Genomic DNA, 15,583 nt, shown 5'->3' with positions numbered 1-15,583 from the left:
TTTAGCCTCTAGCATTCGTATACCTCATGAATACTTTATCCAAACCGGCAGCATAACCATTTTTCTCAACTTCGTAGGCAACAAACCCCATTTTTTCATAAAAGCCTTGAGTAAGCTGTGAAGTGTCTATTTTTATTTGTCGATCCGGGTATTCCTGAAGAATTTCATTGAGCCTGAACTCCACAAGCTTTTTGCCGATACCTCGGCCATGAAGACTGCGATCCACCATCCCCCAGCTAAACGTGACATGCTCTTCCTCTTGCTCATATCCACCGCAAGCCACAACAACTCCATGTTGCTCAATCACGAAATAGGGGTAAGTGCTGGCATAATTTTCTAAAAAGGTTTGAAACTTAGCCCGTTCACACTCCACGAAATACGTTCCGAGGTTGCTATCAAACAACAGTAAACATTGGCGTTGATATTTCGATGTATAACGAATAATGTCCATATATTTTGACCTATTTGAAACGAGACCTTACTCAGTGCTTGTTAATTGAGTTAACCGTCGGTCAATCTCTTTGAGCTCCTCCGGTAGCTCTCCATACAACTTAGCCCTTCGTAGAGACTCCTTTGCCTGATCAATACGTCCAGAGTTTATATATTTCAAAGTATTCTTTATATGCATTTTCCTGCGTTTTATCCGAATCCTGGATTTTCGCTCTACGAATAACCTGTCAACCAACTCAAAACCACCAATGATAGCCGGAACAATAAGCCACAGAATATAGAAGTTTTGGGTAATTCCCGCTAACAAGCCAACCAGGAAAATAGCAACAGGAGGAACCAAGACAATGAGAAACGTCTCTGCACCACTGCGCCCTTGAGGGAATTTAAATCCGAATCGTTTGTACCACATAGTATGATTACACTTTACCTTTATAACGATTTTTTAACCTGTGTTCTAACCTGCAATTTTCTCTTCGATTATATCGCCTAATTTACTAAAATTATTTATCTTGGCATAAATGAGTATTTTATCTCCGCTTTCTGTTACTACTCGAATCCCTGCTCCGCCGAATGCAATTTCACTATCCATATCAATATCGTCAGCGCATACACCCTGCTTCGGAAACATCTCAATCCGCTTGCATTGTCCCCATTCATAAAAATCTCCACTTGATGAGGTGATACCCAACTCGGAGATATAGATTGATCCGTATCTCTTCTTACTTCGCAAGTCCACAGCGAATAGCAATATGTATGTAATTAGACTAAACACCACGGTAAAACCTATGGAGGGCACCATATTCTGGAACACTCCGTAGACCATTATCGCTGTTAGAAACGTAGCCCAACACAACCCTCTATGCTTGGCCAGAAATCCATATTTATACTCTTCTTTCATACATCAGAACCAAAAAACAAGATACAAACCAACCGACATCAGAATCATCAAATACTTACGGATTCACGCCTCCAACCAAAATCAACGAAGCCAAAGCTCCCGTTTGTGGATTAATTGTTTCTTTAAGCTCGCCTAATGTAAAACCGTTATTCAAAAATAAGTTAACCCATGATTCGAGAGTTCTAAAATACCAGGGAGCAGGATCAACAAACTCTTGACTAAAGCCATCCCATGATCCACTGCGCCACCCGTCTTCATATCTCGCCTGACCATAACTTGCATGAGGGTGAAGGGTTTGAACGATAAACCGCCCTTGAGGTTGCAATAATTCAGGCAGGGTTTTAAAAAGATACTCGACAGAATCCTTTCCCAAGAGTGAGAAATTACAGACCGCAAGATCATATCGACCAGGTATGGCGCTGCTTGATATCTGATCGTATGGCAAAATCTGAAACTCACCGCCCCCAAACTGTCTGGCTTGGCTAATTAGCTTTTCGGTTGCATCGACGCCAGTAACAGACACCCCTCTGGCAAAAAGCGCACGAGCGAGCCACCCTTCTCCGCAACCGATATCGAGAACGTTATTTGGGGAATACGACATAACCGTATCAATTATGGCTTGATCCGTGACCAGATTTCGACTCTGAATTTGCTTTTCCTGAATGGCGTTAACCCAGGGAGACGCATTTTTCGCCCAAGAGTTCAGAATCTGTTTTTCCTTTGAGGAAGGCATCTAAGTCTCCATCATACACTCATCTATCTACGTAAATGCGCAAACGAATTCGCTAGCAGGCAAACTCTCACTAAGACAAAAGCAATCAATATAATTGGCTGACAACTTATTCAAGAGTAATAGGCAGTGGAATATCAAGCTGACAATTTTCCTTCAAAAAAAGACGACTAAAAATATCCACTCCTCTTTCGAACATTAAAAAACTATAACTTACCGGTTTTAATGTAGTCAGCTATTTTATCAGCATGCTGTTCAATTAACAGGCGAGCAGAACTTGTTGCAGTGGGATTCTTGGAAACCACCTGCAGTTTTCCCACGATTTCACCACTGGATCTATCCTTAATTAGAACAGTACTAGTTATATTATCTGAACCGGCCATTACACCAACCAAAGCTCTAGCCGCTCCGTGTCGCATGTAGTAATTTGTGAACGTTACTTCGATTAACTTAGTTGATTCACCGGAGGTATTTAACCCTAACGCTTTAATTTTTGACTCCAATCTTTCCTTAAAAATAGACATTCCTTGTGGAGTTACATTCGCGTTATCAACAATCTCATAAGAAAAGATATCGTTCTGCTGAAAAGCATAACCCTGATCAACACGTAAGTGAGTCCCTGCACACCCGGCTAGAAATACGTAGCTGAAAACCAACGTTAATACAACCATTTTTTTCATTTTGCTTCCTCTTTTGACTTAATAGATATTCATTGTTAGTTGAGCCCCATATTAGATCAAAGCTCCACGCCGTACTCCACATTAAAGGACATTCAAGTAAAATACCCTAATCACCGAAAGTTATTATTATATACTTTCGCCAACAAAACCCTCTTATTCATTTAGGGAGATACCAAAAAATTGCGTGATATAACACGGCTTTGGAACAGCCACATTATCCATTTCTCTTGGGTTTTCAGAAAAGGCTTTCTTGAACTTATTCAGCTTTACAACACCTCTGACGGACTGCATAAAAATTAGACTCACAAACGGGAAAACAATCCAATCGTAGAACCCCATCCCCACAACCAATATCGAGCACCTTCACAGAAGATCAATCGCGTAAACAGCACATGTCATCGTTGACCAAGGCGAGACAACATCAGTGTAATAATAAACACGAACCTCGTTATTCTGAGCTTTACTTGAAATTAAAAAAGACAAACTAGCCTTATCCTCAGGTGCTATATATAACCAAGTACATGGAGAAACTAAAGCAGCATCCAGTTGAAAAACTGTAAAACCTTTTACCGGAGTTTGCTCATGAATTAATGTATGATTTCTTAATACACCGACTTTTCCAGAAACGGTTTTTCCCGTCGCAGCATTTACCCCCTGTGCTGCAATCAACAACACCAAACAAAAAATGAATTTTTTCATAGTTACTCCAATTTAGCTATTAGCACGCACAATCAAAAATTTTAAATAATCGTTACACATATTTGCCATATCATTTTTAGATGCTGCATACCGCCATAAAGCACATCCATTCATTGAGCAAGGAGCTATTCCCATCCAACACTAAACTTATATGTCCCCACCTATAAGCCAGTCATATATGAAACGAATTTTACTCGAGATACAACACGCTCCAAAATCAAAGAAACACTACCGAACTACAAAGATAAATCCACCTGTTACTTTACTCAGAGAGCACTTTTGCAATACTCTTCTCTGCTTTACTGGAAGCCTTTACCGCTAGATACTTTGTATGCCTTAACAGCTCAACATCCCCTACTGCCCCATGACCAGGAACAACGATTTTTGCGTTTGAATAATTAGTAAGAAGCTTTTCCGCCGAAGCAGGCCATTTATCGATATGAGCTTCCCCAATGTATCCTAACCCTTCGGTCTCACGACTACGAACAAAGCAACCGCCAAATAATATTTGATGTTTCGGTAACCACACGACCACATTATCAATGGTGTGGCCACCTCCCGGATAAAACACTTCCAGCAAGCCATTCGCTAACGCATTCTCATTCCCCTCTAACGAGTTCCTTGCTTGCGCCTTGCCTTTATCCCGCAATATATTGTTGGTTAACGTCGTTGCATAAGTGGGGATAGAATGATTGTTTAACCATTTTATTCCGGCGGTTCTGTCATCATGCGAATGAGTGGAAATACTCCCCAGCAACTCATAGCTCTTTGAACGGATCCAATCCACAAGTTTTTCTGTGTCTCGGTCAGACCAGGGGGTATCAACAATAAAGGCTTTATGATCATTAACTACAACAAGACCATTTGCACTCACCAAACCCCAACCTTCAACTTGGCTATATGATTTGTGCAGAAAAACACCCTTGTCAATTTCGATAATTTCCAGACGGGGAATAGCCTCTCTAGCGAAAGACATACAACCCAAAAAAATAATTAACAAAAGATAATATGATCGTATATTCATACCCCCTCCAACAAGAAGTCTACTCACTTAAGCAAATCCTATTTACTGCTTCATCTCTAGCTCCATTTACATATTGCCAAGACTTGACCAAAAACAAAGCAGTGTAGTACATCGACCAGTGTTAAACATTTAGCTTTTTAACTGTTACATATTAATCAATACTCAGATGCCTTAGATAACATCGACCATCAGGATCAACTATTGTGTAGAGAGTAACATCGCTGCCAGAAAACTTGGCAGCCAATAATGCACTTACAAATGTCGGATAATTTGAATCCGTTTTCTTGACGTAAGCCCAGTTATTTGTGTTTCCACACAACGCGGGCTGGCCTTTTAAAGAAACACGAAAAGAATAAGGTTCATCGTGTGCAACTTCCGTTAATGCAATTTTCCCCTTGAGCTGACCCGCCCAGGCTCCAAATACATTTACAGACAAAAACAAAAATAGAGTAAGTAGGTATTTCATTATATTTCCTTTATAGATATAGGGCCGGCGCCTCACAACCCCAAGTAAGTGAAAATTTGAAAAAAATTAATGGGCAGATGCGCATACCCATATTTTCAACCAACTTCTAAAAAAACTCATACTCGACTTATCAGGACCAGATGGACGATCATCAACCCGACATTTAGCCGATTTTATCTGATTTTCATTTATTAAAACCTTTATTCAAAATTTACCGCTACGCGATTAATTACACAGTCGATTTTTAACTACTCAAAGTTTATAGTAGCCTCTCGCTTAGTCGCAGCAGCAGTTAACAAGACACTTTCACTGCGGATTCTTAACCCAAAGATAATAACTAACCGCAGGCTTTGACAAGTACATAGGTGCCACATATAAGCCTACGATAACCAAGGCTATTATCAAGAATAGATAATTAGAAGCTAAAAAACATACCAAAACCGCAACACAAAATGCTCCGACTGTTGAAACAATTCGGTATTGCGCCAATTCCATACCCAATAGCACTGAACCTGCCACTAAAAATATACCGGATATGAAAATGGCTACAGCGTGAAAAGGTGACTCGAATATACCTCCGATACCAAACAGGAATAGCAATCCAATAAAGAACTGTACAACCTCATACACTCGAAGTATTAACGGTTTTCGAATATATTTTTTTAGATTTTGAGGCCGCTTTTCAATCAAGCCACCTCTACCAAAGTTTATGAATTTGATCTTCATACAGATATTAGTTAGGTATTACGGTTTAGATTGAATAACAACACTGCTCAGGTTTATAAACTTCCTGCAACTGCCATAACCGCCACAATTGCAACCAACTTACTTACTAATACCATAAGAATAAGATCTGGCCAAACCGAAGCCCCCGTATATTTTTTCAATAAATAGAAAAAGACGACAATAGATAAAATCCATCCCACACCGGGTATTAACCCAACAAGAGCTGAACAACCTGAAACGATTACGGCTGTTTTAAACAACAGGTCAACTGAAGTGATACGGCTTGCAACCCACAAGACAGAGCCACTTATAATGGCATCTAAAAGAAAATAAATTAAAAACTCCATCTAACTCCCTCCCCACGAAAGTATTAATAATATAAGAAACTAGCCACAGAGCCAACTAATAACTCGGCTAAAGAGCCGATACAAGCTCAAGACAGCCTTATTACAAATAACAATTATTATCACTCATAATATTTTCTTTTAGAGATTAAAAAACATGTCCCACAGAAAACCATACACACTAGACTCAATGTATTTTAAATCAAAACACACTGAAAAATATTTCCAGATGAAGATGTAGAAAACATTTAAAACATAATTTGATATATCTATGAGCCACCAAATATTTTGGACGTTAGATTTCTACGCTCTTGCAACAAGGAAGACGGCATTGTTCCATTATCTTTAACTCGGTCTATCATCATTCTTGCTAGCGAGACAGGGATCTTATGGTCCTTTTTCACATCTTGACGATGATATCGATAAATAGTTTTTTGTTTATATGGGTCAAATTCTTTGGTTCCTAATGTTGCGTTAGCACTGATAAAAACCTGAGAAGTCGGTATAACGATACGAACAGGCTCCCCCTGTTCATTTTCGGTTGTCCACACCGCGACGGTATGATTCCATGTTGGCCAAAATAGGCCAACATTCTTTACCCCCAAACTACTGGATATAAATGCAAACAACGCCGATAGTTCATCACACTCTGCTATTGCTGTAGGTTGGAGGCTCTCTTTTTCCCAAAAGCTATTGCCAACCAACGCATCCCACTGATGCCAAATAGAGTCCGAATTAGGCTCTTTGTCTGTTATCCCCCAGCGTAATTGCCATAAACCGGAGTCTCTCGTTGCTTCAAAAATGGTTCTTACTCGTACAAACTCACGATAAACTCTTTCTGAACCCGCAATGCCATGAGATTGCTGAAGAGCTACAAATTCCGCTTTAATGACTTCGGAAGTTTCTATCTCATTTTTTATAATGTTTTCTAAAGAGGAGATTAGTTCGCTATAGGTTACGTAACCAGACGCAGTGCCCTCCCCTAAAGCAAAAACAGGAAGAGAAAGTGCAAATATCAAAACAGTTGTTATGCATTTATACTTTTTGAAGCCCAGCATTGAGCACCCCCAGAGAGCAATCTTTACATAAAACTACCGACTAAGGTACTTGCCTAGCTGTTCTAACCCCGCACCCCAGCCTTTACCATGGTGAGGTCGTGAGGCATTAAACACTTTGATCTCAACGTCTGTTGCGTTCATGGGTTGCCAGGTCAGAGTTAAACGGGTCTGATTATCTGCAATTTCCGTCAGCTCTACCGTTGTTCTGAGCTCTTTTGGCCAACCTGGCATTTGTGGATTACTCAGCTTATCGCCAAGTTGGTTCGACATATATTGACGGAAGACAATACAAGTGGGCGGGGTCAGGGCTTCGTATTCCGTTAACAGCCACATTTGATGGCCATCTGGCGAAGTCATTTTATGCAGGGTACTTCCCCCGGCACGAATATCGGATCTGGTGTACTCACACTCAAATCCGGCTTGCGGCATCATCCACTTAGCCAGATGCTCAACTTGCGTCCAGGCTTCGTAGACCAGTTGAATTGGGGCTTGATAATCCCGCGTCAGGATTGTCGGCTCCACGTTCTTATTATTATTCGTTGTCATCGCTTATCTCCTTGGATTGAATGGTATCAAGGTACTCCCCCAGTTGATCCAACTGCTGACTCCAGTAACCTTCAAACTGGTGCACCCAATCGTGAATGAGTTTTAATTGCTCAGGGTTAACCCGGTAAACCCGAAAACGCCCCTGCTTGCTTTCCAAGACCAGGCCAACCTGCTTAAGCACACCAAGATGCTTGGATACAACAGGCTGGTTCCAGCCCATTCGCCCGACAATCTCATTCACTGTTAGGGCTCCCCCCGCCAGATTTTCGATAAGCGCCCTGCGTTTGGGTTCTGCGATCGCATTAAACGGGTCAGAGGTGGTTTTTGTTCGGGCCATACGCTCAATATATTCCAATATAGGAATATGTCAAACTTTTTCGATTCACCCTCCTTCGGATACCGAACACTTAACCAGTGGATAAGTGAGATACGTCCAAAAGTTATGTTCACATGGTGTGTGTTACATCAATCGTTAAAGGCGTTACGAATGACGATAAAGAAGTGTTACCTGGACGGAAACCAGACGATCACTGGCAAAAAATCAAATAGCCGCTATAGTCTTTTTATCGGGAACAGACAGCTTGTACTTTTCAATCCGATTTTTCACAAAATGATTCGTCTGAGAAAAAAGTAACACGCGTTTGAAAATCCAAAAAACACTTATATTAAGCAGGCATTACGTCTTGATGAGGTGGCAAAGCGTTTGAGTACTCTCTACTTTTTAAATTATTTCCCATGACGTTCCTGGGCTTATTTCGTTAAGATTATTTCAAATCAATATATTAATTTTAGAGAAATATATAATACCGTCACTTTCCTATTCCGGTGTTTACACTGGCGTTTCACTATCTACATTCTCAGAGCTTTATTATGAGCGAAGTCGCACTTTCGATACTGATCCTATCAGTAGTCGCAATTATTGGTTTATGGATAGGTGGTTTTAAAGTCAAAGGAGTTGGCTTAGGCATTGGAGGCGTATTATTCGGCGGATTGATCGTCGGTCACTTTACTGCAAAGAACGGCTGGCATCTTGATGCCCACTCCTTACACTTTATTAAAGAATTTGGTCTGATCCTTTTTGTCTACACAATCGGCATTCAGGTAGGCCCCGGGTTTTTTGCCTCTTTAAAAAGCAGTGGTTTACGTTTAAACGGCCTAGCCGCAAGTATCGTTATTCTTGGCGGTCTGGTAGCGGTCATGCTTCACTTTATTTTTGACTTGGAGCTAAACGTTTTTCTAGGTATCTACTCTGGTGCGGTGACCAATACACCTTCCCTCGCAGCCGGACAACAAATTTTACAGGAGCTTGGCCTAAACTCTGAGCAAACCTCGACACTGGGTTTGGGTTACGCGATGGCCTACCCCTTCGGTATCCTCGGCATATTGCTTTCCATGTGGGTTGTCCGCATTTTCTTCAAGGTCAATATCGATCAAGAGTCGGAACAGTTTGATCAGGGTAGCCATAATAAAAAATCCAAAATTACCTCTACCAACGTAATGGTCAGCAACAGCAACCTGGAAAATATCACCTTATCTGCCTTGACCAAACTAATCGGTACCGAGGTTATTTGTTCCCGTCTCAAATCCGATGGCGAACTCAAAGTGCCCAAACCCGACAGCATACTCAAAATGGGCGACGTGCTGCATTTGGTTGCTTCGACCAAAGAACAACTGAAACAGGCTGTCATGATCGTTGGTACGGAAGTCAACGAGTCCCTATCAACCCAGGGTACCGACTTCCTCAGTGACCGGGTGGTGGTGACCAACGAAAACATGCTGGGCAAGAAACTTAGCGAAATCGACTTAAAGCACAATCACCATGTCGTTATCTCACGCCAAAACCGTGCGGGTGTGGAACTGATTGCCAACAAGGATTCTGTCCTCCAGTTTGGTGACATTCTTAACATCGTTGGTAAAGAAAAGGACGTAAACGAAGTGGGAAAAATGCTGGGTAATGTGGCCAGTAAATTGAACCACGTCCAGATGCTGCCGATTTTTATCGGTATTAGCCTCGGGGTTTTGTTGGGGTCTTTACCTATCCATATTTCCGGTTTGCCGGCACCGTTAAAACTTGGCCTTGCAGGCGGGCCACTTATCGTAGCCATTATTCTGGCCAGAATCGGCAGTGTTGGTCGCCTCTACTGGTTCATGCCGCCCAGTGCTAACCTGGCATTGCGGGAAATTGGGATCGTCCTGTTCCTCGCAGTGGTTGGTGTAAACTCCGGTGCCCATTTTGTCGACACATTGGTAAATGGCGACGGTTTAAGCTGGATGGGCTACGGCGTGGCAATTACGTTACTACCGCTGCTCATTGTTGGTTTTGTTGCCAGATGGTGGATGAAACTGAACTACCTTTCTTTGTGTGGTTTGATGGCAGGTTCCATGACAGATCCACCCGCCCTGGCCTTTGCCAATTCCATCCACCCAACCAGTGGTGCCTCTGCGCTTTCCTACGCAACAGTTTATCCATTGGTAATGTGTTTGCGAATATTATCCCCTCAGGTTATCGCCGTTCTCCTGTGGGTCTCAGTCTAAAAAAAAGTGTGCCCGGCTACACGGCCGGGCCTGCTCAAATCGATACAACTCTTTCCCTTCTCGCAAACCTACTCCACCTGCTGTAAGTTAGACACTCTCCTGTGGTTATAAATAAGTAGCAGCATAACCATAGCAATGGTTAGTAGAATGCTCAGCTTACTGAATAAACTAAACGGCACTAACAGTAAGGTGGTGATCACTTCTATTGCGATAACAAAAATAATTAGCATTTTGGTATGGAAAATTTTTAGCTTGGACAAAACATACCCACCTAATGGCGCTCCCAGGGAAACAACAGGCGCGGACACAAGCCAGCTATTAGCAACAAACTCGTTGGGTGGCTCAAACCACAACAACCAAAGGGAAGCATAAATCGAGTTCAACGCCATAAAACCGACGGTGGTTGGAATACTGTCCTTGGCACAAAACCGGCAAACATAAACCAGATAGAAAAAAAGTAAGGCATCACAGCCAGAACCAATTTTAGATGAAAGCAGGCCGCCTAGAAAACCAAATACCATCGCCCCGAACAAACGAACCTTCTTTTCCTGCTCATATGAAGATGCCGTATTTAGCGTAATAAAAGCGCAGAAGACAATGAACTGTGAAAAGATATATCTGGCGGTAATGTTATCTACCGAAAAAACAAACAAACCAATTGGCAATGCAAGCAGACTTCCCAGCCCGGCATAGAGAATCACATTCCAGTATATTTTTATCGAGCGACTGACAAAAAACAACGTCGCAAAAGTCATTCCAACGGACTGGATCATAAAACTAAATGCACTGGCATCCACGCTACTCACATGTAACACCTTGGTAAACACAGGAAATGCGACAGCGCCACCTCCCAGAGGAGTCGCGCCCGCGACAAAAGAACCTGCAACCATGGTAACGCTGCTTTGCCAGTACTGGGAAAAAAGTAATCCGGCATCCTTATGCATAAACAACCATGCCCATAACAACCAGAAAAGAAAGAGCGGGCACCAATATATGGCTGTTCGATACCACGAGTGTGTGTTACTGGATTTCATTCGCTACTAGCATCCTAAAATAAATAATTACCAAGCTCATGCTTCATGACCAAAAGGCAAACATCTCGTAAATTTCGGGAGAATTAATATCTTTCTGCACAAGAGAAGCAATTTTCTGTAAGTTATCGGGTTGAACGATAGTCTCGTGATTGGCATCCAGCTCATACTGATTCACCTCTTTGGCATATTGATCCCAACCATTATAGGGGCGATCCAGTTGGAAAAGATGGTGTGCAATGTGATCCGAGGGCAAGCCAGTCAAGGGAGACAATAAATTTTTGGCCTTCACCAGGGAGATTTTTATCGGCAACTTTTTATCTGGAATATAACTAAATAGTAAGCTCATTTCTGTTTTTACCAGATCAAGCAGTCGTTGATTTTTTCCACCCTCAAATCCAAAATATTCCAGAAACTGTTTAGCTTCTCTGTCCGATATACCCTGTTTTTTGGCAGTAGGAGAAGGCAATACGGAATCGATAAGGTATAGGCCATCCACATTTTCTCCCATTCCAATTAACTGATGGGCAACTTCATAGGCGATATTGCCGCCTAAGGAATACCCGCCTAAAAAGTACGGGCCAGACGCCTGAATCGATTTAATATAACGAATGTAACGCTGCGCGAGAGAAATTAAATCCGTTTCGGGAGAATCCAGATGGTTAAAGTTATAGGATTCCACCCCATAAAATGGCTGATCTGCATCTAACCAATTCACCATTTTCATATATAGCTCTGAGCCACTCATACTGGGGTGGACAAAAAATAAGCCTGGACGTTGTTCGTTATGACGAATACGAAGAATGGGTTCAAAACCTTCGCTTGGTACATCTTCAATAAGCAGTAAATCCGCCATTTTGGCGATAGTGCCGGCCTCAAGCAATTGCGCAGTGGATATTTTCTTATCAAATTTAGTGTTGATCAGTAATGTCAGGCGAATTGCCAACAACGAATCCCCACCCAGCTCAAAAAAATCATCATGAATACTGAGCGATTCAACACCAAGTACGGATAACCAGATGTCATACAGCTCTTGTTCAATATCAGTTCTCGGTGCGACTTGCTCACCCGATTCGGAGTGCAGTTCTATTTGCTCAAGCTGATTACGATCAACCTTACCATTGGTAGTAGTTGGAAATGCTTCCAACCAATGAAACACGCTGGGAACCATGTATCCGGGCAGATAGTTTGACATATGCGCGACCATGAGGCCCGTTTCAATTTTTTGTTCCGCCGTATAAAACACCGCTAAATAATTACTGCGGTTATCGGTTTGATTCGCAGACTTTCGTGACTTTGCCAATACGCAGACATTACTCACGCCGGGGTATTTCAATAACACCGACTCAATTTCCCCCAACTCAATTCGATGTCCGCGAATTTTTACCTGATGATCGTTCCGACCAATATATTCAATTTTTCCGTTTGGTAGATAACGACCCAAATCCCCGGTTTTATATAACTTACTGGGCTTGTCCGAATACTTAAGCGGTGTCGAGAACGGATCGTCAATAAAACGTTCTGCCGTTAATTCCGGCTTATTGAGGTAACCTCTTGCCAAACCCACGCCACCGATATACAACTCGCCAACCTCTCCCAATCCAACCAGGTTAAGGCTCTCGTCCAGAAGGTAAACATACATATTCTGAATTGCCAAACCGATATTGGTTGGCACGTCGTCATCCTGAAAATGATTTACGGTTGCGCAAACGGTTGTTTCTGTCGGGCCATACGCATTTATCATACGACGACCCGGTCGCCATTTACTGACCACCGATTGAGTACAGGCCTCCCCGGCCACCACCAGTGTTTTTAAACTTGGCAATAGCGGCGCATCACTGTATGTCATTTGCGCCAGTAGTGAGGGCACAATTGTGGCAACCGACACTTTTTCACGGTCAATAAACTCTATAATTTTGTCGCCATCAATTTTGGACTCATCATCAATAATCGCCAAGGTGGCACCGTTTAACAGGGCACTGAATATTTCACAAACAGAGGCATCAAAGGTAATAGGCGAAAATTGCAATACCACACTTTTATTATTAATCAGAAAATCTGTCTTTCTGGAATGAGCCAGATTAATCACACCTTGGTGTTCAATCATTACACCTTTTGGCTTGCCTGTTGTACCGGATGTGTATATCACATAAGCCAGGTCACCTGCAGACTGTAGTTGCGAGTACCAACGTGTACTTTCGTCTGCATAATTTTCGGGATTCACGGGTATAACATGGGGATACGCTTTATTGTTCGCTTCCCTGTATTCCTGGATGATTGGCGTCACTTTTCGAACCAGATGATTTTCCGTTACAACGACTTTAATATCGGTGTCAGCCAATAGATACCGTATTCGATTTACCGGATCAGCAGGGTTTAAAGGGAGATAGGCTGCGCCGGTTTTTAGTACACCAAGAATAGCAATAATGGCATCCAGTCCACGCTCGTAAAATAGACCAATCAAACAATCGGATGCTATCTCTTCCCCTGTGGAACCGCAGTATTGTGCAGACAAGTAGTTAGCAAATTGATTGGCCCGGTCATTTAGCTCGCGATAGGTTACTCGTTCATGCAAATAGGAGACAGCGACGTCATCCAGATGCCGACTCACTATATCCTCAAACATATCGATGATTGTTTTATCACTCGGGTATTCCGCTTCGTGAATATCTGGAAAAAAAGCGTTACCCCAAGGGTGAGTTATGCGTTCTTTTCTTTGGACTTTTTCTTGTGTAGACATAACTAAAGCATCCTTATTTCGCAATCTAAAATAGCTTTACTCGTCTAGTAACGATCAATAAATCGATACTGTTTCCAACATCGAGATGCAGCAAATTAAGATCCACCCATATAATCAGTAAACGTTCATCGAACGCCCTATACAGGTTCTTGACTTACCAGCATACCTTTTACTGAAATCTTGAGCTTCTTTTGAAACCGTTGGAGGCAGGACGCTGACAACGAGCTTACATAGACGTATTTATTGCGTGTTTCAAAAGAAGGCCAGGAATTTCAACTCATATCCTATTTGGACATATCACCGATTAGAGCCTAATCAACATAGAAAATGACTCTAAACAGAAATAAAAATCCACCTTAAAAAGTGGATTACTTTTTACACTAGTATTCTCTACGATTACTTTAAATTACAGCAGCAGCCTTGGTTGTAGCTTTCTGAACACACTCAGCAATATACTTTGCATGCTGCCCTACACCATAAAGCAAAGTCGATTTATTTAAATCGACCCCTTGAATACCAACAAAATACAATCCTGGGCACTGAGTCACACCACGCTCAGCAATGGGGTAACCAAACTCGTCGAAGACATCTTCATGAATCCAGCTAAAATCATACTGATAACCGGAAGCCCAAATTATCGAGCTGATATTGCATTGACTAATGGAGAGCTCCTGAGGTGCGCCGGCATAATCGTCCAACGGCGGTTCGATATAATCTGGCGCAGGGCAGTCCAACGCTTCCGTTTCAATAAACTCATCCACTTTTTTCAGAAACTGAGTACTGGAGTTAGCGATGAACGTCATATTTTCGACCAAGTCCGAATCAAAAAATAACCTATCGCCATCGGCGTGACTCATCTTCCCCAAAAGTTTTAAGCCGGAACGCGCCAACTCTTGCAGATGAATTTCCTTTCCGCCGTTTTTACCAGATACCTGCGGGCTAGAAGGAAATTTACCGCCGAGCTCTTTTGTCATAGGGACTTTTGCTTCCAGAAAGCCCATCAACCTCGCCCACTTCGTGGTATCTTTTCCCCTGTAACGTCGAGCCATTTTCATAGTACGACTGGTAGAGCAAAAGACATCACGGCCCGCTTCAACCAATTCATCAACAATTTGCGCACCGGATTGAGCTACCCCCACAACCAATACCGCGCCGTCAGGTAAACTCTCAGGGTTCTTATACTCAGAAGAGTGAGTCTGCGTAACTCCTGATGATATCGCATTGGAAAATTCGGGGATTCGAGGCTTATTAAATGCGCTAGTGGCAACCACAACTTGCTTTGCAGTAAAAACACCATTATTCGTGCGTAACACAAAGCGATCATCTTCTTTTACCACCTCAGAAACCCGGACATTAAAACGTATTTCTTTATCAAATTGTCCTGCGAAGTCATCGACATACATACACACCTGCTCTTTGGTAAGAAATTCGTCCTCACCAAAGCCCTGTGCCGGAAAGTCCGGTAACTGATTCATACTGTTTGGCGTAATGAGTGTGAACGAATCCCATTTTCTTTTCTTCCAGGAGGAAGCAATAACACTATCCTGCTCCAGGATAACGTGGTCTATATTTTCCTTTGCCAAGTAGTAGCTGACAGACAAACCAGCCTGGCCAGCGCCAACAATAACTACCTCGAAATCACTTTTCATTTTCACT

The 15,583-nt window shown here is 42.3% G+C and carries 16 protein-coding genes; 1 reads left to right on the top strand and 15 read right to left on the bottom strand.

The window, feature by feature from the left end; translation table 11 throughout:
- Position 1: 1 nt before the first annotated feature.
- The 12 genes from P5V12_RS06405 to P5V12_RS06350 form a co-directional block, all read right to left on the bottom strand.
- Complete coding sequence (locus P5V12_RS06405) at positions 2 to 451, bottom strand: GNAT family N-acetyltransferase (RefSeq protein ID WP_316956518.1); 450 nt, start codon at positions 449 to 451, stop codon at positions 2 to 4.
- Positions 452 to 478: 27 nt separating this feature from the next.
- Entirely contained in the window at positions 479 to 859 is a 381-nt protein-coding gene (locus tag P5V12_RS06400) for a hypothetical protein (RefSeq protein ID WP_316956517.1), read from the bottom strand.
- Between the two features lie 45 nt (positions 860 to 904).
- Positions 905 to 1,348, bottom strand: a complete 444-nt coding sequence (locus P5V12_RS06395; RefSeq protein WP_316956516.1) for a hypothetical protein — start codon at positions 1,346 to 1,348, stop codon at positions 905 to 907.
- Between the two features lie 55 nt (positions 1,349 to 1,403).
- On the bottom strand, positions 1,404 to 2,081 hold the full coding sequence (locus tag P5V12_RS06390; protein ID WP_316956515.1) for a class I SAM-dependent methyltransferase: 678 nt from the start codon (positions 2,079 to 2,081) through the stop codon (positions 1,404 to 1,406).
- Positions 2,082 to 2,284: 203 nt separating this feature from the next.
- Positions 2,285 to 2,758 carry a DUF4410 domain-containing protein gene (locus P5V12_RS06385; RefSeq protein ID WP_316956514.1) on the bottom strand — a complete coding sequence of 158 codons (474 nt, stop codon included), beginning with the start codon at positions 2,756 to 2,758 and terminating at the stop codon, positions 2,285 to 2,287.
- Between the two features lie 363 nt (positions 2,759 to 3,121).
- Positions 3,122 to 3,457: a hypothetical protein gene (locus P5V12_RS06380; protein ID WP_316956513.1), complete on the bottom strand. Its 336-nt coding sequence runs from the start codon at positions 3,455 to 3,457 to the stop codon at positions 3,122 to 3,124.
- Between the two features lie 262 nt (positions 3,458 to 3,719).
- Positions 3,720 to 4,481, bottom strand: coding sequence for a DIM/SIM/IMP family subclass B1 metallo-beta-lactamase (blaDIM, locus tag P5V12_RS06375; RefSeq protein WP_316956512.1), 762 nt, complete (start codon positions 4,479 to 4,481; stop codon positions 3,720 to 3,722).
- Between the two features lie 151 nt (positions 4,482 to 4,632).
- A complete protein-coding gene (locus P5V12_RS06370; RefSeq protein WP_316956511.1) occupies positions 4,633 to 4,947 on the bottom strand; it encodes a hypothetical protein in 315 nt (104 codons plus the stop codon).
- Between the two features lie 779 nt (positions 4,948 to 5,726).
- Positions 5,727 to 6,020 carry a hypothetical protein gene (locus P5V12_RS06365; RefSeq protein ID WP_316956510.1) on the bottom strand — a complete coding sequence of 98 codons (294 nt, stop codon included), beginning with the start codon at positions 6,018 to 6,020 and terminating at the stop codon, positions 5,727 to 5,729.
- A gap of 266 nt (positions 6,021 to 6,286) precedes the next feature.
- Positions 6,287 to 7,075, bottom strand: a complete 789-nt coding sequence (locus P5V12_RS06360; RefSeq protein WP_316956509.1) for a hypothetical protein — start codon at positions 7,073 to 7,075, stop codon at positions 6,287 to 6,289.
- Between the two features lie 33 nt (positions 7,076 to 7,108).
- Positions 7,109 to 7,621, bottom strand: coding sequence for an SRPBCC domain-containing protein (locus P5V12_RS06355; RefSeq protein WP_316956508.1), 513 nt, complete (start codon positions 7,619 to 7,621; stop codon positions 7,109 to 7,111).
- Entirely contained in the window at positions 7,608 to 7,958 is a 351-nt protein-coding gene (locus P5V12_RS06350) for a metalloregulator ArsR/SmtB family transcription factor (RefSeq protein WP_316956507.1), read from the bottom strand. The genes P5V12_RS06355 and P5V12_RS06350 overlap by 14 nt, the downstream gene beginning before the upstream one ends.
- Before the next feature lie 533 nt (positions 7,959 to 8,491).
- Here P5V12_RS06350 and P5V12_RS06345 point away from each other — a divergent pair.
- Positions 8,492 to 10,156 (top strand): putative transporter, encoded by a 1,665-nt coding sequence (locus P5V12_RS06345; protein WP_316956506.1) that lies wholly within the window; start codon positions 8,492 to 8,494, stop codon positions 10,154 to 10,156.
- A gap of 68 nt (positions 10,157 to 10,224) precedes the next feature.
- Here the strand turns inward: P5V12_RS06345 and P5V12_RS06340 are convergent, their stop codons facing one another.
- The 3 genes from P5V12_RS06340 to P5V12_RS06330 form a co-directional block, all read right to left on the bottom strand.
- The gene (locus tag P5V12_RS06340; protein WP_316956505.1) at positions 10,225 to 11,190 is read right to left on the bottom strand and encodes a sulfite exporter TauE/SafE family protein; all 966 of its coding nucleotides are present in this window, start codon (positions 11,188 to 11,190) and stop codon (positions 10,225 to 10,227) included.
- A gap of 43 nt (positions 11,191 to 11,233) precedes the next feature.
- Entirely contained in the window at positions 11,234 to 13,927 is a 2,694-nt protein-coding gene (locus P5V12_RS06335) for an amino acid adenylation domain-containing protein (RefSeq protein WP_316956504.1), read from the bottom strand.
- A 401-nt stretch (positions 13,928 to 14,328) separates the two neighbouring features.
- Positions 14,329 to 15,576 (bottom strand): NAD(P)/FAD-dependent oxidoreductase, encoded by a 1,248-nt coding sequence (locus tag P5V12_RS06330; RefSeq protein ID WP_316956503.1) that lies wholly within the window; start codon positions 15,574 to 15,576, stop codon positions 14,329 to 14,331.
- Between the last annotated feature and the right edge of the window lie 7 nt (positions 15,577 to 15,583).

The sequence above is a fragment of the Teredinibacter sp. KSP-S5-2 genome, assembly GCF_032773895.1.
Lineage (GTDB): Bacteria > Pseudomonadota > Gammaproteobacteria > Pseudomonadales > Cellvibrionaceae.
Note: the sequence above shows the minus strand (reverse complement) of the source record. Positions and strands in the feature narration are given on the sequence as shown.